Source organism: Bradyrhizobium sp. 62, assembly GCF_023073035.1.
Taxonomy (GTDB): Bacteria; Pseudomonadota; Alphaproteobacteria; order Rhizobiales; family Xanthobacteraceae; genus Bradyrhizobium.
This window is the reverse complement of sequence record NZ_JADPIT010000014.1, coordinates 85,882-103,553: the sequence shown is the minus strand read 5'-3', so window position 1 is coordinate 103,553 and position 17,672 is coordinate 85,882. Positions and strand designations below refer to the sequence as shown.

The window sequence follows — 17,672 nt, the reverse complement described above, 5'->3', positions numbered from 1 at the left end:
TTCATTCCTCTGCCTTGAAAGGTCGCGTCATGAGCCCCGAGATCGCGGCGTCGATCGTGCTTCTGCCGGTCAGAATCGATGCGACGGCTTCCGATACCGGCATTTCGATGTTTTGCGAAGCCGCGAGCTCGATCAGTACCGGCGCGGTGAATTCGCCTTCGGCAAGCTTGCCGGCGGGCGGCTGCTCGCTGCGGCCAAGCGCCAGGCCGAGCGCGAAATTGCGCGATTGTGGGCTCGAGCAGGTCAGGATCAGATCGCCGAGGCCAGACAAGCCCGTGAGTGTTTCGCTGCGTGCGCCGAGCGCGCGGCCGAGGCGTGTCAGCTCGGCAAAGGCGCGGGTGGTGAGTGCGGCCTGTGCGGAAGCGCCGAGCTTGCGCCCGACCGCGATACCGACCGCGATCGCGAGCACGTTCTTGGCGGCGCCGCCGATCTCGACGCCGCGGACATCGGTGGAGTGATAGGGCCGGAACGTCGGCGAGCCCAGCGCCTGCACCAGATGGTTGGCCAGCGTTTCTTCCCTCGCCGCCAGCGTGACCGCGGTCGGCAGGCCACGCGCGACATCGTCGGCAAAGCTCGGGCCCGACAGGATCGCCGGCTGCGCGTGAGGCGCGGCCTCGGCGATCACGTCGGTCATGAATTTATGGGTGCCGTGCTCGATGCCCTTGGCGCAGGCAATGATCGGCACCGGTCTAGCCAGATGCGAGGCGAGCATGTTGACAGCACCGCGCAGATGCTGCGCGGGCACTGCGATCAGCAGCATATCCGCGCGCGCGGCGAGCGCCAGGTCGCTCGTGACGATGATCTCCGGAGCAAGCCGCACGCCGGGCAGCCGCGGATTGTCGCGGCTCGATGCGATCCGCGTCGCGTGCTCGGGATTGCGCGCCCACAGCGTCACGTTCCGTCCGGCCCGCGCCGCCACCATCGCCAGGGCCGTGCCCCAGGCGCCCGCGCCGATCACCGCGACAGATCGGAACGCTGTCATTGCTAGAATCCCGCGCGTGTCTTGCCGTATCCGGCCGGTGCCGTCGCGTTCGCATCGAGCAGCCAGCGCGCGCGAGGCTGTGCTTCCATCGTGTCGATCATGCCGAGCGCGAGACGTTCGGCGCCGGCCCAGGCGATCATCGCGCCGTTGTCGGTGCAGAGCGCCGGCGGCGGCATGATCAATTGTGTACCGGCTTTGCTCGCAACCTCATGCAAGGCGCTGCGGATCGCCTGATTGGCGGCAACGCCGCCGGCCGCCACCAGCGCACGTGGTGCACCGAACTGCTCGCGGAAGAGTTTCAGACCGACGCTCAACCGGTCGGCCGTGGAGTCGAGCACGGCGGCCTGGAAGCTCGCGCAGAGATCGCTGACGTCCTGCGGTGTGATCTCGGCCAACCGGCTCGCTTCGTTGCGCACCGCCGTCTTCAATCCCGATAACGAGAAGTTGGCGTCGGGGCGTCCCTGCAGCGGCCGCGGAAACGCAAATCGCGCCGGATCGCCGCTGACTGCCGCACGCTCGACCTGCGGCCCGCCCGGATAGGGCAGGCCCAGCATTTTCGCGACCTTGTCGAAGGCCTCGCCGATCGCATCGTCGACGGTGGTGCCGAGCCGCACATAGTGGCCGACGCCGGTGACGGCAACGATCTGGGTATGGCCGCCAGAGGCGAGAAAAAGGCAATAGGGAAATTCGAGTGCGTCGGTCAGGCGCGGTGTCAGCGCATGCGCTTCCAGGTGGTTCACCGCGATCAGCGGCGTGTCGTGCACCATCGCGATCGCCTTCGCGGTGGTGAGCCCGACGATGACGCCGCCGATCAGTCCCGGGCCTGCGGCGGCCGCGACACCGTCGAGCTGGGCGAAGTCGATGCCGGCCTCAGTCATGGCGCGGTCGATGATGCCGTCGAGCAGGTCGACATGGGCGCGGGCAGCGATCTCCGGTACCACGCCGCCGAAACGGGCATGCTCCTCGACCTGCGACCACACGATATTGGACAGGATCTTGCCGCTGCCGTCAGGCGCACGCTCAATTACCGCCGCGGCGGTCTCGTCGCAGGTGGTTTCGATGCCCAGTACCAGCATTGGCGAATTGTTATCCAATTTGCGCCCTTCTCACGCCCCTTGCGCTCATCCGCAAAGCAGAGTTCTGGTACGTCCGGTAGCATTCCGGGGTCGGCCAACGCAATCGTCACGCGCGGCCGTCCCTCGTGAAAGCGCCACCGCCACGTGGTTCGGGAACACAAGCGATGTCCATTCTTGTCACACGGCCGCATCCCGACAATGAGGCGACGTCGGAAAATCTTCGTGCACGGGGGCATGTGGCGCTGCTCGCCCCGGTGCTCAAGTTCGAGCTGGTCGCCTTCCATGACGAGAGTGAGACAAGCTACAGCGCCGTCATTGTCACGTCGGCCAATGCGATCCGTGGCGTCGCGCCGCAATTGCGGGACCTTGGTCTCCTGGAGCTGCCGCTGTTCGCGGTCGGTGAGCACACGGCCGCCGCCGCACGCGATGCCGGCTTTGCCGAGGTGGTCGTCGCCGGCGGCGATGCCGCGGCCTTGCGCGACAAGGTGATGCAGAGCGCGCGCGACAAGCGGCTGAAGAAAAAGAGCACGTTGCTCTATCTCGCGGGCGCGGACCTGTCGCGCGACCTCGGCGGTGAGCTGGGCGCCGAAGGCTTCAACGTCGTCACGCAGACGACCTATCGCATGGCGCCGGTCAAGCTGTTGCCGCGCGATGTCTGTGAGGGCTTTGCCGCCCATGGGATCGAGGCGGTGCTGCATTACTCCCGGCGCAGCGCGCGGGCTTTTCTGGAGGCCGCGCGCTCCGAAGGTGTCGAAATCTCGGCTCTGGCGATCCCGCAATGCTGCCTGTCCGAGACGGTCGCGGGCGTGCTGCGCGAGGCGGGTGCCTCGCAGGTTCTGGTGGCGGCGACGCCGGACGAAAATGCCCTATTTGACACCTTGGAGCGTGCTTTGCGCACCCGTTTGGCGTAAGAGGTCGGGCCGAATCCGACGCAATCGGATCCGTTCGTTCAGGGCATGTAAGTGTGAGGAACCGTCACGATGGCCGACGACAAGCCTGAAGACGCAGGATTGGCTCCCGAGTCCGGCCGCGCCAAGCGCATCCCGCCCACCATCGACCTCCAGGCAACCGAGGTCTCGACCCAGCCGCAGGAGGTGGCGGGCGAGCCTGAGGCAGCGACCGAACAGGCCGCGCATGAGCAAGCCAAATCTGAAGCGGGCAAGTCTCAGGAGGAAAAGTCTCAGGAGGAAATGTCTCAAGAGGCAAAGTCCGAAGAAGCTCATGCCGAGCCGAAGCCCGAGCTTGCCCAGGAAGAATCTTCCGTTGCGTCCGCGTCGGCATCGCCGTCAATTTCACCCTGGGTTATCGCTCCGTTCTCCGGCGCCGTGGCAGCCGCCATTGTGATCGCGGTCGGCTGGATGCTGGGCTGGCCTGCGGTGCAGGCGCCGCCGGCTGCTCCACAAGTGACGGGCGCAACCGTCGAGGCGCTGAGCGGGCGCGTGGCCGCGGTCGAAGCCAAGGCGGGCAAGCCTGCCGCCGATCCGGCCATGGTGGCGCGGATCGATGCGCTGGAGAAATCGGCAACGATCCTGCGCAGCGACATCGCCAATCTGCGCGCACAATCCGACAAGACTGCGAGCGCCCTGAACGACGCGACATCGGCGCCGCGCGCTGCCGCGCCCGATCTTGCCGCTCTCAACGACCGCCTCGCGCAGCTCGAGCGTGCCAGCAAGACCGAACGTGCGGAACTCGCGCAGCAAAGCGAGAAGATCGCCGAAGCGAAGACGATGGACGACAAGCCGCTGCGCCACGTGGTGGCGGCGGCCCTGCTCGACGTCGCCGTTCGCCACGGCGACGCCTACGAATCGCAGCTCGCCGCCGCGCGGTCGCTGGCAGCAAAGCCGGATATGCTGAAGCCGCTCGACACCTTTGCTTCGTCAGGCATTCCGACGCCGGTCGCGCTCAGTCGCGAGCTCCTCAACATCGTGCCGAAATTGTCGCCGCCGGCGGAAGCTCCGGCCAGCGGCACCGGCATCGTCGAGCGCCTTCAGGCAGGGGCGTCGAAACTCGTCCGCATCGAGCGTACCGATGGGGTCGGCAATGATCGCGGCGCCATCGTCGCGCGGGTGACGGCGGCTGCGTTGCGCAACGATTTCGTCGAGGCACGGCGCGAGTTGAAGACGCTGCCGGAGGCCGATCGTGCACCGGCGCAAGCCTGGCTCGACAAGGCCGATGCCCGTGACGCCGCGCTCGCCGCCTCACGCAAATTCGCCGACGCCGCCATGGCGGATCTCGTCAAGCCTGGTCAATAAAGGTTCGCGCAACAATCAGCGCGTATAGGGATCGTCATGCTTCGCATCGTCCTCTTCCTCGTCCTGATCGCGCTGGCGGCGGCCGGCGCGGCCTGGGTTGCCGACCAGCCCGGCGATCTCGTCCTGACCGCAGGCGCCTTCCGCGCCACGACGACGCTTCCCAGATTCGTGTTCTTGCTGGGCCTCTTTGCCGCGGCAGTCGTGCTGGTCTGGAGCCTGCTGACGATGGCCTGGCGCGCTCCGGGGCGTCTGCGCCGCCGTCGTCACGAAAAGCGTCATGCGCGCGGTCGCCACGCCATCACCCACGGCCTGCTTGCGATCGGCCATGGCGACACCGCGCTTGCCCGTCGTCACGCCGATACCGCGCGGCGGCTGGCTGCAAACGATCCGCTCGCGCTTCTCTTGCATGCGCAATCGGCGCAGCTCGAGGGCAATCGCGACGAGGCCCAGCGCGTCTTCCGCGCCATGGCCGAGCGCGAGGACACGCGCCTGCTCGGCCTGCGCGGCCTGTTCATCGAGGCGCAGCGCGCCGACGACGCGGTCGGCGCGGTGATGATCGCCGAGGAAGCGATCAAGCTGTCGCCGTCCTCGACCTGGGCCTCGCATGCGGTGCTCGGCTTCCGCTGCGCGCGCGGCGACTGGAGCGGCGCGCTCGCGATCCTCGATTCGAATCTGTCCGCGGGTCTGATCGACAAGCAGGCCTATCGCCGCCAGCGCGGCGTGCTGCTCGCCGCACGCGCGCTGGAATTGGAAACGATGGACCGCGACGTCGCGCGCGAGAGCGTGATGCAGGCGGTCAAGCTCGCGCCTACCCTGGTCCCGGCCGCAGTGCTCGCCGCAAAATTCGAGAGCGAGGCGCATCAGGTGCGCCGCGCCATGAAGCTGGTGGAAACCGCCTGGCTCGCCAATCCGCATCCTGATCTCGCGGATGCCTATGCGCATGTGAAGCTCGGCGATTCCGCGCGGCAGCGTCTGCAGCGGGTCGAGACGCTTGCGGCCAAGATTCCTGCCGACAAGGCCGGTTATGTCGAAGGCCAGCTGGCGATCGCGCGCGCCGCGATCGATGCGTCCGAGTTCGCCCGTGCGCGCGCGGTGCTGGCGCCTTACGTCAACGATCCGACCCAGCGCGTGGCGCTGCTGATGGCCGAGATCGAGCGCACCGAGCATGGTGACGGCGGCCGGGCCCGCGCTTGGACTTTGCGCGCGGTGCGCGCCCGCCATGATCCGGCCTGGACCGCGGACGGTTATGTCAGCGACCGCTGGCGTCCGGTGTCCCCGGTCACCGGCCGGCTTGACGCGTTCCAGTGGCAGACGCCGGTCGCTAGTCTTCCTTCCGACAGGGGCGCGATGATCGAATCCTCAGCCTTCGAGGAAGCCATGCTGGCGGCTCCGCCGCCGAAGCGGGTGACGGCGGCCCCGAGCGAAGGCCCGGCGGAACCGGTTGTCACGGCGCCGGATCCGGTGCCTGCCCCGCAGGACAATTCGCCGCCCCTTGAGGATAAGGAAATCTCAAAGGAAATCGCCGGGGAAACTGTCAAGGAAACAGCCAAGGAAGAGCCGGTCGTCGCGCCCGCCGAGCCGGTCCAACAGGCCCCCGAGATCGTCGAATCATCGCCGGCGGCGGCAACGCCGGTGTTCCGGACCCGCGCCGACCTCGGCAAGCCCACACCAGCACCTATTCCCGCCGTTATCCCGATCGTCCGCGCCCCTGATGATCCAGGGATTGACGACGAGGGTCCGAGCGATGAATTTACGGAACAAATCGGCACGCCCAGGGACCACGCGAAGGCCCAGGCCGGCGGCTGGCGCGGATTCTGGTCTCGCTGGGGCGGGTGAGCGGCATTTGGGAGCCGGCGCCACCTTGCCAATTCGGGCCATGCCCGATATCAGGAGCGCGCGTAACGGGACCGGCCTCGCGCGGGCCCCCGCAAGGTTCGCCGCAATAGCTCAGTTGGTAGAGCACGTCATTCGTAATGACGGGGTCGGGGGTTCGAATCCCTCTTGCGGCACCAGCGCACCAGCGCCCCAGCGTCCGGCCCGAAGATTTTGGTGGCGGAACGGACCTAAGTCGAGACGTTGCAGGGTTTTCTGCTCGAGGTCGAAATATCCCAAATCATGCATGAAGCTGACAATGCTTCGCGGCCCGCGTGCCGCGCGCTTTGGTCATTTGCCTTGGATTGACAGCGCGTCCGGACGGCCGAAACTAAAGGCAATGCGGCGGCGCGAGGCAGCATGCACGATATCCTGGTGGTTGGGCTCGTCGCGCTCACGAGCGGCGCCATTGGTCTTCCGTTCTCCCTGCTTCTGCCGTCGGACCAGTTTGCTGTGCGCTGGGCGCTCGCGCCGCCGCTTGGCTTCGGCCTTCTCGCCGCAGGAACCGCGGTCCTGTATCTCTCCGGCGTCGCTCCATGGGTGACGCTGCTTGCGATGGCAATCGCCGGTCTTGTCATTGCCGCCGCAATGCGCTTTCCGGCGCTGCGTCGGCGGCCCGAGCCATCGTTCGGACGCCGGCTTGCGATGGCGATCGCGGTCGCGGCGATTGCGATGGTGTGTCTTGCTCCCGGCTGGACCGGAGGCGCGCGCTTCCGCGTTTTCCAGGCCAACGTCTACGATCACATGCTGTACGTGGGCTCCTCGGTTTCGTATCGGGTGCTCGACCACGCAACCCTGGCAGTCCAGGGCGCCGACGAGACGAACTCCAATCCAATTTCAGTGATGGCGCTGAAGTTCGTCGACTATCGCGGCGCCGTGTCGATGATCCATGCGGCAATCGCCGCCATCAGTCGCGGCGATGTCGTCGATTGCGCCTATCCGTATATGGTCGGCATGCAGCTCAACATGCTGTTTGCGGCGCTGTTCGTCTTTGTCAACGCGCTCTCGATGCGGCGCTGGCTGGGGTTTGCGTGCGCCGCCGCGCTTACGATTGGATTCTTCGAGCAGTACGTCTTCGATATCAACGCCTGGTCGCAGCTTGCGACGCAGCCGATCTTCCTGCTTCTGCTCGCATTCGTGACTTTCGCCTTCGACCACAATCGCTTTGGGCAGATGCCCGGCTCGATCATGCGGTTGGGAGCGGTCTTTGCGGCCTTGATGACAGGCGCGTTCTTTCTCTACCCGGAATCGCTGACGATCTACGGTCCCGCCGCGGCGGTTGCGGCCGCGATGGGCTGCTGGCAACGCGCCTCGCGCAAGGCCTTGCCCGTGGCTGCGTCAGGCTTGGCGGCGGGTGTGGGAATATCGCTGCTCGCGTGCATCCCGCTCTGGTCCGGCACGGTTGCCTATGTCGTCCGCCAGCTGAGTCATGCAGCGATCAACCCGCCCGACTGGTGGAAGTACTATCAGCGTTACCTGTTTGGCAGCGACGCGAACTTTCTCGCTGTCATCACCAGTCCCGACAGTCGTATCGGAGAACTGGCGAACGCCTGGTTCTCATTGCCCGTCGAATCCGCGCTTGCGGGTCTCGGCCTCTATGCGGTGCTGCCGTCGGCGGGTTGGCCCGCCGCGGTGGCGGTCGCGTGGAAATTGCTGCTCTATGGCTTTCTGTTCGTGCTGTTGAGGGGGATTGCAAGAACAGCGTGGACGATCTGGCGCGCCGATCCGGACGGCAGCGCCGCTCGACTCCTGGCAGGCAGCCTTGCCGGATGCCTCGTACCCATTGCCATCCTCGCGGCCGGTCATGGCTGGGCCGCGGGCAAGGGCCTGGCCATGGCAACGCCGATGCTCTTCACTTTTGTCGTTGCTCCCTTGGCGCCCTTGGCTGCGAAGCGGTGGAATCCAAGCGCCGTTGCCGCCGTTGCCGTCGTAGTGGCTGTTCACCTCGGCCTCGGCATATTGCGGCCGCTGCTGGTGATGCAAGCGGTGGGCGCGGGTCTTCCGGGTCTTCCGACCGCCGCCGCGCAGGTCAACGCGCAAAAGGCGACGTCTCTCGACTGGGACTACAATCGCCTGTCGGCGGACATCAAGAGCTGCAACGGACTCGTCATCGATGTTGCGAATCCGATGATGCACAATTTGTTGCGCCGGCTCGCAGCGGAGCTTCGTGTGCCTTGGGCGGCGCCGCGAATCATGTCCTGGCCCGACAGGGCGGGGCGGCCGTATTTTCCCGAAGGCTTTGAAAAGTTCGACTGTCTGGTGGCGTCCGGACGGCTCACGGCCAATCCGGGGCAGCGGCTGATATCCGTGGCCACAGACCGGTCTTCGCGCGAATTCATGGATGGGCAACGCAATGTGCTTGAGGTCGGCGCAGAAGATCCGCCGGGGATCGCAACGCGCGGTCTTTTCGGCAAGGAAATGACCCCTGGCGGTGCGCTGCAATGGGCATCGCCGAACGCGCGCCTCGAGATTCCGAACAAGCCTTTGATACCGGCGCGCACGTTGAAGCTCGAATTGTGGCCCATGCCGATCTCCGGAAACGAATTCCTGGTCAAGATCAATGGACGTGAGATCTACAAAGGCGTCGTACCCGCAGGCCCGTTGTCATTTCCGTTGGATTGATTCGCAAGCGACGAGACGCTCGTGGTCGAATTGGACACCAACGCCGTCACGCATTTTCCGGCGATCCCCGTGGTCTCGGTTTTGCGATCCGGGAGCTGAGCGTTCGGCGGTAGCCAATGAAGATGCGAGGGATGCCGCCGGCGTGATTCGCGTCACATTACCCCGAGCGCGGCTCCCCTAGTATCCAGCTCACGCCAAACACGGGGAGATTTCATATGCGCAAGATCATTCTGGTGGCCACCATGGTGCTGGTCTCTGCCTCTGCCCAGGCCGGAGGCCCGCGCAGCCTGTCGCTGTCCGCGGTGAGCGAGCCGGCTTCGGTTCAGCAAACGGCGCCGGCGCTTGCTGCCGCGCCGACGCAGGTGAGCGAAGCAGCGCCAGCCGCCGAAGCTCCGAAATATCTCGATCGCCCGCCGGCGGTTTCGCTTGCTGCGCCCGTGGCGGCCGCCACACCCACACCGACGACCACCACGGCCTCAGCGCCCGCGACGACGACCCAACCCGCCGCGAAGACGACGGCCAAGGCAGACAAGCGGAAGCACAAGCGCAGCTGGACCGAAGGCCGCATCATCAGCGAGCTGCATCGCCACGGCATCTACTGGTAAGTGCCTGCTCTCTCAAAAAGCATATGGCCGGGACAAGCCCGGCCATGACGCAAGAGTTTTGGATCGGACTGACGCGTTACTGCGAAACCGTCTGCACCACGCTCCCGATCGGACGCGCGCTCGAGGTCGGCACCTTCAGGTCCTTCAGCAGCGCCTCGTCATATTCCGGCAGCGTCTGGAAGGTCGTCTTGGCCTTCATCTGCACGACCTTGTAGCCGCCGGCCTTGAGACGCGCGAGCAGCGCCGGCATGGCTTCGCCGGTGTGCTTCTGGAAGTCGTGCATCAGGATGATGCCCTTGCCGAGCTTGTCGAGCCTGGTCATCACGGTCTCGATGATCTTCTCCGGCGTCGCGCCCTTCCTGAAGTCGAAGGAGTCGATGTCGGTCGAGAACATCGCGACGTTGCGAGTGCCGAAATAGCTCACGATCGCCGGATTGTGCTGAAGCTGCGGGAAGCGGAAGAACGGTGCGGGATTGGTGCCGAGCGCAAACCTCACTGCGCTGAAGCCCTTCTCGACCTCGTCCTTGGCCATTTGCTCCGTCATCTTCTTGCCGTTCAGATTGACGTGCGACCAGGTGTGCGCGCCGACCGTGTGGCCCTGGGCCAGCACCTGACGCAGGATTTCCGGATGGTAGGTCGCATGCTTGCCGACCGAGAAGAACAGCCCCTTGGTGCATTCATCCGCGAGCGCCTTCAGCACGGCGGGCGTGTTGACCGGCCAGGGGCCGTCATCGAAGGTCAGCACGACCTCTTTGTCGGTGAGGAAGTCGAACTGCTTGAAATGATCGAAGCCGAAGCCCGGACCGCCGGTGGTGTCGATCTCGACCACCCGGGAGACGCCGAGCGCGTTGGGATTGGCGCAGGTCGATTTTTGCTGCACCGGCATCGGTGCGGGTGCAGGCGCCGGGGCGGCTGCGGCCGGCTTGGCCGCAATCGTCGCCGTGGTCGCGACGTCGTCCTTGGCGGCGAGCTTCGCCTGTGCCGGCAATGGATCGGCGGCACGGGCGGCAATTGTCTTGGGAGCGGCCTGGTCGGCGCGCGAGGAATAATAAAACCAACCGCCGGCGGCAATCACGACCGCCGCAACTACACTGGCCAGCATCAGGCCCAACGCATTACGCATCGCCATTCTTTCCAATTACGCAACCAAACCGGCGGAATTTCCCGCTCGCCGAGCCATTAATGCGAAGGAACAGTTAACGTGACACCAACACGGCAGCGGATACGAAGGAATTTCAGCGAGGTGCGCCAACGTGACCATAGTCACAGAGGGTGGGCCTCCCGTGACCGTCATCACAGTGGAAACTGTTTTGCTGGAGCATGGTCGATCCCATCAACAACGGGCCCGCTTCCAGCGGTGCCAATGGGAGCTTCAAATGACCAACTCGCTGAACACCAAGTCTCTGAACACCAAGTCCTTAAGTAGCAAGATCCGCGACACCAGCCTGGCTCTGGGCTTTGCCGCCATCCTCTCGATCGCCTCGACCGGCTCGAGCTTCGCCTTCTCGTCCGAAGCGCAGCAGCAGTGCACTGGCGACGCCTTCCGCCTGTGTTCGTCGGAAATCCCGAACATCCCGAAGATCACGGCGTGCATGATGAAGCATCGTTCGGATCTGAGCGCCGGTTGCCGCACCGTGATGGACAAGGAACTCGCCAAGGGCGGCGCGTCACGCAAGGTCGCTGACGCCCAGGACAGTCAGTAACAGCAACGATCGCTCGTTGCGTCGGTTCGCTCCCCTCGCGATGTGCCCCGGCGTGAATGCCGGAGCCACGCGGCGGCGCAGGCCCGCCTGTCAATAAAGCCGTTGCGGCCTCGGGATCGTCGCTCTAGCTTCGCCCGCACATCTTCCGGGTAAGAGGCATTACGCGATGACCAGATTTCCTTTCATCATTCCATTGATCCTGTTTGCATCGGCTGCGTCAGCGCAGCAGCCCGGTCACGACGCCTGCGCACGCGACGTCACGCGCTTCTGCCGCCCGGTGATGAACAATGGCGATCAGGCTGTGCTCGCCTGCCTCAAGCAGAACCGTACGCGGCTCACCAAAGGCTGCGACAAGGTGCTGACGGATCACGGGCAATAAGGCGTCGTTACGGACTCGCAAAATCCTACGTGCTGCTTCCCGCCGCAGTGGCGACCACGGGCAGCACCTCACTTGCTGCCTGGTCCGGCGTCTGCTCTTTCCAGCGCACCGAGCCGAACGGACGCTCGAGCATGCGGCGGATCCGCACCGGATCGGGGCCGACGTGGAAATCGATCGCCTCCTGATGCAGCGCGCGTTCGGACTGGGTCGAGCGGTTGCGCTGGCGTAGATAGTCGAGCCAGGTCGGACAATGGTAGCGTTCGGTCCACAATTCGGGATCGGCGATGTCGCGCGCGATCGACCAGCCATAGGCGCCGTTGCGCTGCCGAGAGAGTTGCACGTCCTGCATCACGTTGTGAAAGGCGCGCGCGTTCTCTTGGGCGACGCGGTATTCGATCTCGACCACCAGCGGCCCGCTGCGTGCCGTGAGCGACAGCTTGACTTCAGGATCGGCCAGCACATCGGCGTCTTCGTTGCGGGCGCCGACGCGCGGCATCGTGAGCCAGATCCCGAGCACCGGCGAGATCAGCATCAGGCCGGCGGCCGTCAGCAGCGCGACCTCGACGCCGGCATAGTCGGTGAGATGGCCCCAGCCCCAGGCGCCGATCGCGATGCCGCCGGAAATCGAGGCCTGGAACGCCGCGAGCGAGCGGCCCGCAACCCAGCGCGGCGCCGAAAGCTGCACGCCGATATTGAACAGCGCAATGGCGGCCATCCAGACCGCGCCGGCGAGCACCAGTGCAGCCGCGGTCAGCACCGGCTCAGTGCTCACGGCAAGAGCGGCCATCGCAAACGCCATCGAGATGGTGCAGGCGCGGATCGCAGCTTCGCCGCTCATGCGCTTGCGCAATTCGTGGATGTTGAGCGCACCGATCACGGCGCCCATCCCGAAGGCACCGAGCATGATGCCGTAGGTCTGCGCGCCGCCATGCAGCAGATCGCGCGCGACCAGCGGCATCAACGCCATGATGGCGCCGCCAATCAGGCCCATCACCAGCGTGCGCAACAGCACGATCTTGATCGGCGGCGAATTGGTGATGTAACGGAAGCCCGACACCATGGCGCGGTTGAGCTTCTCCCGCGGCAGGCGCGATGGTTCGGTGTTGCGCCGCCAGAGCAGCAGCACCACCAGCAGGGGCAGATAGAGGATCGCATTGCACGCAAACGCCGCCACCGCACCGAGTGCGGCGACGATGACACCGCCGACCGCCGGGCCGAAGCTGCGCGCGATGTTGTAGCTGATGCCGTTCAGCGCGACGGCCGACGGCAGGGCGTCGGGCGGCACCTGCTCGCTGACCGAGGACTGCCAGGCCGGACCGAACAGTGCGTTGCCGCTGCCGACGACGAAGCAGAAGACGAGCAGCGTTTCCGGGGAAATGTAGTTGAGCCAGGCCAGGACCGTGAGCGCGGTCGCGCCAGTCAGCGCGATCATGAGTGCGATCAGGGTCACGATGCGGCGGTCATACATGTCGGCGATGGCGCCGGCCGGCATCGAGATCAGCATGATCGGCAGCATCAGAGCGGTCTGCACCAGCGCCACCTTGTCCGCCGAGGCCGCCATCTGCGTCATGGCCCAGGCGGCGCCCACGCCCTGGATCAGCAGGCCGAGATTGGAGAGCAGGCTGGCGAGCCAGATGCGCCGGAACACGGTGTACCGCAGCGGCGCCATGATGCCGTCGGCCGCAATTTTCTGGCGGTTCGTCTGCTCGGTCATGTCCCCTTCCAAATGGGCTGGCAGAAGTGGTCTTGAAGTTGTCTTGAAGTTGTCTTGGAGCGGTCTTTGGGCGATTCCGGCAAGTTCAGTGATGCCTGCGAAAGTCCTTCGCTGTCCAGTGGTTAGGCCGGTATAAGCGGTGCAAAGAGATGGTTTTGCCGGGGAGGAACAGATGAAGCTGTCACGACGGATGATCTTGCAGGGGGCCGGCAGCTTGCCCTTCGCAGTTGCGAGCCTGCGGACGGGCGCATTGGCTCAACCTTCACCTGCCGGGCCGGGCGAGGTGCCTCCGATCCTGTTCGTCCACGGCAATGGCGACTACGACGCGCTCTGGATGACGACCTTGTGGCGGATGGAATCCAACGGTATCGCGCGCGACCGCATGGCGGCGATCAATTTCACCGATCCCAATGCACGAAGTGACGACAAGGTCGAACAGGCAGGCCGCTCCTCGACCGAGGACCAGCGCCGCGAGCTCGCCGCCGCCATAGCCGAACTGAAGCGCCGCACCGGCGCGGCCCGCGTGGCACTGGTCGGCAGCTCGCGCGGCGGCTACGCGATCCGAAACGCGATCAAGAACGGCGGCGGCGGCGATATCAGCCATGCCGTGCTGTGCGGCACGCCCAATCACGGCGTGTTCGCGACCGACGACCAGCCGAACAGCGAGTTCAACGGTCGCGGCGCGTTCCTGCGCAGCCTGAACGATGGCGAGAGCGAAGTGACACCGGGTGTTGCCTTCCTCACCTTGCGCAGTGACGGCATGGACAAATACGCGCAGGCCGATGGCCGTTTCATCGGCAAGCCCGGTACGCCAACGGGCGTCAGCGTCGAAGGTCCGGAGTTGAAGGGGGCCACCAACCTCGTGCTCGGCGCCCTCGATCATCGCGAGGTGGCGTTTCACCCCCGGGCCTTCCGCGAGATCTATAAGTTCATCGCCGGCCGCGAGCCCTCGCGCATCGCGATCGCGCCGGAGCAGAGCGTCAGGCTGAGCGGCCTCGTGACGGGCACACCGGGCGGCGTGTCGACCAATCGCCCGGTGGCGGGTGCAACCGTCGATGTCTTTCGCGTCGATCCTGAAACCGGGGAGCGCAAGGGTAGCGCCGTGTACAGCGCGAAGACCGGCGCCGACGGCCGCTGGGGACCGGCGCAGGTCGAGCCTTCCTGGTCGCTCGAATTTGCCCTCGCAGCGCCGGATGCGCCGACGACGCACATCTACCGCTCGCCCTTCCCGCGCTCGTCCGACCTGGTGCATCTGCGCGCTGCGCGTCCGCTCGGGCCCGCGGACAAGGACGCCGGGGCTGTCGTGATCATGTCGCGCCCGCGCGGTTATTTCGGCCTGCCGCGGGACGTGGTGCTGCTCGACGGCAAGGAGCCGTCGGACGTCAAATCGGGTGTGCCCACGGATTCGACAGCAACACTGCGCCTTTCGGCCGGCGAGGTCGGGCGTAACATCGTGGCCCAATTTAGCGAAGAACGAATTGTGGCACGCGCCTGGCCTGCCTCCGAGAACAGGATTGCGATTGCCGAGCTGACTTACTAGCTAATTGCCTGCGTCACCTCTGCGGGAGCGAGCCATGAACATCGCCAGTGTGCGTCGGCCCATCGTCCCTCCGACGCCGCCGCGTGCGCCCGACGACATGTCGTTCCTCGGCCGGCTTGCCGTGATCAAGCGGAACATGATCGCGACCTGGGGGCAGCGCGCCTATGAGGAAGACGTCATCGAGGGCCGCTTCTTCTTCCGCAACAGTTTCATCCTGAACCGGCCGGATGCGATCCGGCATGTCCTGCTCAGCAATTACGAGAATTATTCGCGCACCCCGGCCGGCATCCGCATGCTTCGTCCCGTGCTCGGCGACGGTCTTCTGATTGCGGAGGGCCATTCGTGGACGTTTCAGCGCCGCACCCTCGCGCCGGCGTTCACGCCGCGTGCGACCGCAAATCTCGTTCCGCACATGACGGCGGTGCTCGACGAGACCATCGCGAAGCTCGACGCGCAAACGAGCGAGCCGGTCGATCTGCGCGAGATCATGCAGCGGATGACGCTGGAGATCGCCGGACGCACCATGTTCTCGTTCGGCATGGACCGTCATGGTCGGACCTTGCGCAACTTCGTCATGGAGTATGGAGCCCGACTCGGACGGCCGTACTTGCTTGACATGGTGCTGCCGCTGTCCTGGCCAAGCCCGATGGATTTTGCCCGCGCCCGTTTCCGCAAGCGCTGGACCGAATTCGTCGCGATGCTGATCGCCGAGCGGCGTGAGATGGGCAAAAAGGACGGCGCGCCGCCGCGCGATCTGTTCGATCTCATGGACGAGGCGCGCGATCCTGAGACCGGCAAGGGCTTTTCGGACGAGCAACTCGTCGACGAAGTCGCGACCATGATCCTCGCAGGCCACGAGACTACGGCGACCGCGCTATTCTGGGCGCTCTATCTGCTCGCGCTCGATCCCGATACGCAGGAGGAGATCGCCTCCGAGACCCGTGGCGAGCATCTCGACAGCATGGCCGACATCGATCGCCAGAAGTTCACCCGCGCCGCGATCGAGGAGACCATGCGGCTTTATCCGCCGGCCTTCCTGATCGCCCGGGCCGCGCGCGAGAAGGACAACGCGGCCGGCGTCGAGATCGGCAAGGGCGACATCATCATGATCGCGCCGTGGCTGCTGCACCGGCACGAGAAACTGTGGGATCAGCCGAACGCGTTCATTCCAAAACGCTTCATGTCGACGGAAGCGCCCGATCGGTTTGCCTATCTGCCCTTTGGCGCGGGTCCGCGCGTGTGCATCGGCGCACCCTTCGCGCAAGCCGAATCCGTGCTGGCGCTGGCCCGGCTGATCGGCGCGTTCCGTGTCGAGCTTGCCGATACCAGCCCTGTCATCCCGCTCGGCGTCGTCACGACCCAGCCGGACCGTTCACCGCTGTTCCGCATCACGCGTCGGTGACAGGCATTCGCCTGGCCGACGGCGTGATCCACACCAGATAGAGTTACGCCATGAGCGACATCCAGGCCCAGTTTTCCGTTCTGAAGCAGACCGCCGATGCGAAAGTGGTCGACGCGATCACGCGCCTCATCGAAGACGGTGAGGATCACGAGCTCAACCGCGTCAATGTCCTGGACTTCTCCAGAGAGCACAATCTCGACGAAGAGCGCGTGATCTCGGCGTTCCTGCATTCGGCGCGGCTCGGCCTGTTCGATCTCGGTTGGAACGTGTTGTGCCCGGGCTGCGGCGGCGTGCTGGGCGCGCATTCGACCCTCAAGGCGCTCAAGCCAGATGAGTATCATTGCGCGCTCTGCGCCTGCGGCTACAAGACCTCGGTCGACGATCAGGTCGAAGTCTCCTTCACCGTCAATTCACGTGTCCGGCGCATTGCGGCGCATGATCCCGATACGCTGCCGGTGTGGGAGTATTTCAAGCAGGTATTCTGGAGCTCCGGCGTCGACTTCAACAAGGAATCGTTTGCGACGCTCGCCAACGAGGTGACGCTGGATACGATGGAGCTGCCGGCCGGCGAGAAGGCGACCATGTCGCTGCAACTGCCGAACGATTTCATCATCATCTTCGAACCGGTGACGCACGCCGCCCATTTCATCGACGTGCAGGGCGAGCCGACCAAGGACCGTCAGCAGCTCGCCATCATGTACAACAAGGTGCAGGCGCCGACGGGAACCACGACCATGCGGCCGGGCCCGCTGCGGCTGTCGCTGGAAAACCAGGCCGGCGTGCGCGTGCTGCCGTCGGTGTTCATCGCGGCCGAGGCACTCCATCACCTCATCGGCAAGCGCAAACCGTTTCTTACCGCCAAGCGGATGCTGTCGAACCAGACGTTTCGCGACGTCTTCAAGGCGGACAATCTCAGTCTCGACCAGCGGCTCCAGATCACCTCGCTGACCTTCCTGTTCACCGATCTGAAGGGCTCGACCGCGCTCTATGAGCGCGTCGGCGATCTAGTCGCCTTCGACCTCGTGCGCGCGCATTTCCATGCGCTGCTCGAGATCATCTCCTCCGAGAAAGGCGCGGTGGTGAAGACCATCGGCGACGCCGTGATGGCGACCTTCGTCCGTCCCGAGCATGCGATCGCAGCGGGTTTGCGGATGCGCGCGGCGATGGACGAGCTCAACAAAAAGCGCGGCACTGCCGATCTGATCGTGAAGATCGGCATCCACGAGGGTCCGTGTCTCGCGGTGATGCTGAACGAGCGGCAGGATTATTTCGGCCAGACCGTCAACATCGCCGCCCGCGTGCAGAGCCTCTCGACCGCGCAGGAGATCCACATCACCGGCCCGGTGCTGGATGCACCGGCGGTCGCCGAAGTCCTCAAGCAGCGCGAGATCAGGCCGATCCAGAAGCAGGCCGCACTGCGCGGCATCGCCGACAAGATGGTGGTGTACGAGATACCGTGAGGGGCGGCGATCACCATGGTCTGCGTCATTGCGAGGAGCACTTGCGACGAAGCAATCCAGACTGT

At 65.3% G+C, this 17,672-nt stretch carries 14 protein-coding genes and 1 tRNA gene; 11 read left to right on the top strand and 4 right to left on the bottom strand.

Annotation, left to right across the window (positions count from 1 at the left end; all coding sequences use genetic code 11):
- Window position 1: 1 nt before the first annotated feature.
- Together IVB47_RS09010 and tsaD are read right to left on the bottom strand one after the other, a co-directional pair.
- Complete coding sequence (locus IVB47_RS09010; protein ID WP_247461115.1) at window positions 2-982, bottom strand: NAD(P)H-dependent glycerol-3-phosphate dehydrogenase; 981 nt, start codon at window positions 980-982, stop codon at window positions 2-4.
- Between the two features lie 2 nt (window positions 983-984).
- Window positions 985-2,058: a tRNA (adenosine(37)-N6)-threonylcarbamoyltransferase complex transferase subunit TsaD gene (gene tsaD, locus IVB47_RS09005; protein WP_247461114.1), complete on the bottom strand. Its 1,074-nt coding sequence runs from the start codon at window positions 2,056-2,058 to the stop codon at window positions 985-987.
- Window positions 2,059-2,222: 164 nt separating this feature from the next.
- Here tsaD and IVB47_RS09000 point away from each other — a divergent pair, with 164 nt between their 5' ends.
- The 6 genes from IVB47_RS09000 (at window position 2,223) to IVB47_RS08975 (ending at window position 9,409) form a co-directional block, all read left to right on the top strand.
- On the top strand, window positions 2,223-2,969 hold the full coding sequence (locus tag IVB47_RS09000; RefSeq protein ID WP_247461112.1) for a uroporphyrinogen-III synthase: 747 nt from the start codon (window positions 2,223-2,225) through the stop codon (window positions 2,967-2,969).
- Window positions 2,970-3,038: 69 nt separating this feature from the next.
- Window positions 3,039-4,310 (top strand): hypothetical protein, encoded by a 1,272-nt coding sequence (locus IVB47_RS08995; protein ID WP_247461110.1) that lies wholly within the window; start codon window positions 3,039-3,041, stop codon window positions 4,308-4,310.
- A gap of 36 nt (window positions 4,311-4,346) precedes the next feature.
- Window positions 4,347-6,146, top strand: coding sequence for a heme biosynthesis HemY N-terminal domain-containing protein (locus IVB47_RS08990; RefSeq protein WP_247461108.1), 1,800 nt, complete (start codon window positions 4,347-4,349; stop codon window positions 6,144-6,146).
- Between the two features lie 100 nt (window positions 6,147-6,246).
- A tRNA-Thr gene (locus IVB47_RS08985) sits at window positions 6,247-6,322 on the top strand.
- A 505-nt stretch (window positions 6,323-6,827) separates the two neighbouring features.
- On the top strand, window positions 6,828-8,804 hold the full coding sequence (locus IVB47_RS08980; protein WP_247461106.1) for a hypothetical protein: 1,977 nt from the start codon (window positions 6,828-6,830) through the stop codon (window positions 8,802-8,804).
- Between the two features lie 215 nt (window positions 8,805-9,019).
- The gene (locus IVB47_RS08975; protein WP_247461104.1) at window positions 9,020-9,409 is read left to right on the top strand and encodes a hypothetical protein; all 390 of its coding nucleotides are present in this window, start codon (window positions 9,020-9,022) and stop codon (window positions 9,407-9,409) included.
- 76 nt (window positions 9,410-9,485) lie between these two features.
- On the opposite strand, the gene IVB47_RS08970 is transcribed toward IVB47_RS08975, so the two are convergent.
- Window positions 9,486-10,532: a polysaccharide deacetylase family protein gene (locus IVB47_RS08970; RefSeq protein ID WP_247357311.1), complete on the bottom strand. Its 1,047-nt coding sequence runs from the start codon at window positions 10,530-10,532 to the stop codon at window positions 9,486-9,488.
- Between the two features lie 253 nt (window positions 10,533-10,785).
- On the opposite strand from IVB47_RS08970, the gene IVB47_RS08965 reads away from it, so the two are divergent.
- Together IVB47_RS08965 and IVB47_RS08960 are read left to right on the top strand one after the other, a co-directional pair.
- Window positions 10,786-11,112, top strand: coding sequence for a hypothetical protein (locus tag IVB47_RS08965; RefSeq protein ID WP_247285455.1), 327 nt, complete (start codon window positions 10,786-10,788; stop codon window positions 11,110-11,112).
- 166 nt (window positions 11,113-11,278) lie between these two features.
- On the top strand, window positions 11,279-11,491 hold the full coding sequence (locus IVB47_RS08960) for a hypothetical protein (protein ID WP_247430085.1): 213 nt from the start codon (window positions 11,279-11,281) through the stop codon (window positions 11,489-11,491).
- Between the two features lie 25 nt (window positions 11,492-11,516).
- On the opposite strand, the gene IVB47_RS08955 is transcribed toward IVB47_RS08960, so the two are convergent.
- Entirely contained in the window at window positions 11,517-13,205 is a 1,689-nt protein-coding gene (locus tag IVB47_RS08955) for an MFS transporter (RefSeq protein WP_247461102.1), read from the bottom strand.
- Between the two features lie 172 nt (window positions 13,206-13,377).
- Between IVB47_RS08955 and IVB47_RS08950 the strand changes: the two genes are divergently transcribed.
- Genes IVB47_RS08950 through IVB47_RS08940 form a run of 3 tightly spaced genes read left to right on the top strand, consistent with a single transcriptional unit; the run spans window position 13,378 to window position 17,607 of the window.
- Window positions 13,378-14,745 (top strand): hydrolase, encoded by a 1,368-nt coding sequence (locus IVB47_RS08950; RefSeq protein WP_247461100.1) that lies wholly within the window; start codon window positions 13,378-13,380, stop codon window positions 14,743-14,745.
- 34 nt (window positions 14,746-14,779) lie between these two features.
- Window positions 14,780-16,147 carry a cytochrome P450 gene (locus tag IVB47_RS08945; RefSeq protein ID WP_247461098.1) on the top strand — a complete coding sequence of 456 codons (1,368 nt, stop codon included), beginning with the start codon at window positions 14,780-14,782 and terminating at the stop codon, window positions 16,145-16,147.
- 50 nt (window positions 16,148-16,197) lie between these two features.
- The gene (locus tag IVB47_RS08940; protein ID WP_027566317.1) at window positions 16,198-17,607 is read left to right on the top strand and encodes an adenylate/guanylate cyclase domain-containing protein; all 1,410 of its coding nucleotides are present in this window, start codon (window positions 16,198-16,200) and stop codon (window positions 17,605-17,607) included.
- The last annotated feature ends 65 nt before the right edge of the window (window positions 17,608-17,672 follow it).

What these genes read in the sequence shown, in the direction of transcription:
- IVB47_RS08960 (WP_247430085.1), top strand. Translation starts at nt 11,279, where the DNA reads ATGACCAGATTTCCTTTCATCATTCCATTGATCCTGTTTGCATCGGCT.
- IVB47_RS08950 (WP_247461100.1), top strand. Translation starts at nt 13,378, where the DNA reads ATGAAGCTGTCACGACGGATGATCTTGCAGGGGGCCGGCAGCTTGCCC.
- IVB47_RS08955 (WP_247461102.1), bottom strand. Translation starts at nt 13,205, where the DNA reads ATGACCGAGCAGACGAACCGCCAGAAAATTGCGGCCGACGGCATCATG.
- IVB47_RS08965 (WP_247285455.1), top strand. Translation starts at nt 10,786, where the DNA reads ATGACCAACTCGCTGAACACCAAGTCTCTGAACACCAAGTCCTTAAGT.
- IVB47_RS08990 (WP_247461108.1), top strand. Translation starts at nt 4,347, where the DNA reads ATGCTTCGCATCGTCCTCTTCCTCGTCCTGATCGCGCTGGCGGCGGCC.
- IVB47_RS09010 (WP_247461115.1), bottom strand. Translation starts at nt 982, where the DNA reads ATGACAGCGTTCCGATCTGTCGCGGTGATCGGCGCGGGCGCCTGGGGC.
- IVB47_RS08970 (WP_247357311.1), bottom strand. Translation starts at nt 10,532, where the DNA reads ATGCGTAATGCGTTGGGCCTGATGCTGGCCAGTGTAGTTGCGGCGGTC.
- IVB47_RS09000 (WP_247461112.1), top strand. Translation starts at nt 2,223, where the DNA reads ATGTCCATTCTTGTCACACGGCCGCATCCCGACAATGAGGCGACGTCG.
- IVB47_RS08945 (WP_247461098.1), top strand. Translation starts at nt 14,780, where the DNA reads ATGAACATCGCCAGTGTGCGTCGGCCCATCGTCCCTCCGACGCCGCCG.
- IVB47_RS08975 (WP_247461104.1), top strand. Translation starts at nt 9,020, where the DNA reads ATGCGCAAGATCATTCTGGTGGCCACCATGGTGCTGGTCTCTGCCTCT.
- tsaD (WP_247461114.1), bottom strand. Translation starts at nt 2,058, where the DNA reads ATGCTGGTACTGGGCATCGAAACCACCTGCGACGAGACCGCCGCGGCG.
- IVB47_RS08995 (WP_247461110.1), top strand. Translation starts at nt 3,039, where the DNA reads ATGGCCGACGACAAGCCTGAAGACGCAGGATTGGCTCCCGAGTCCGGC.
- IVB47_RS08980 (WP_247461106.1), top strand. Translation starts at nt 6,828, where the DNA reads ATGGCGATCGCGGTCGCGGCGATTGCGATGGTGTGTCTTGCTCCCGGC.
- IVB47_RS08940 (WP_027566317.1), top strand. Translation starts at nt 16,198, where the DNA reads ATGAGCGACATCCAGGCCCAGTTTTCCGTTCTGAAGCAGACCGCCGAT.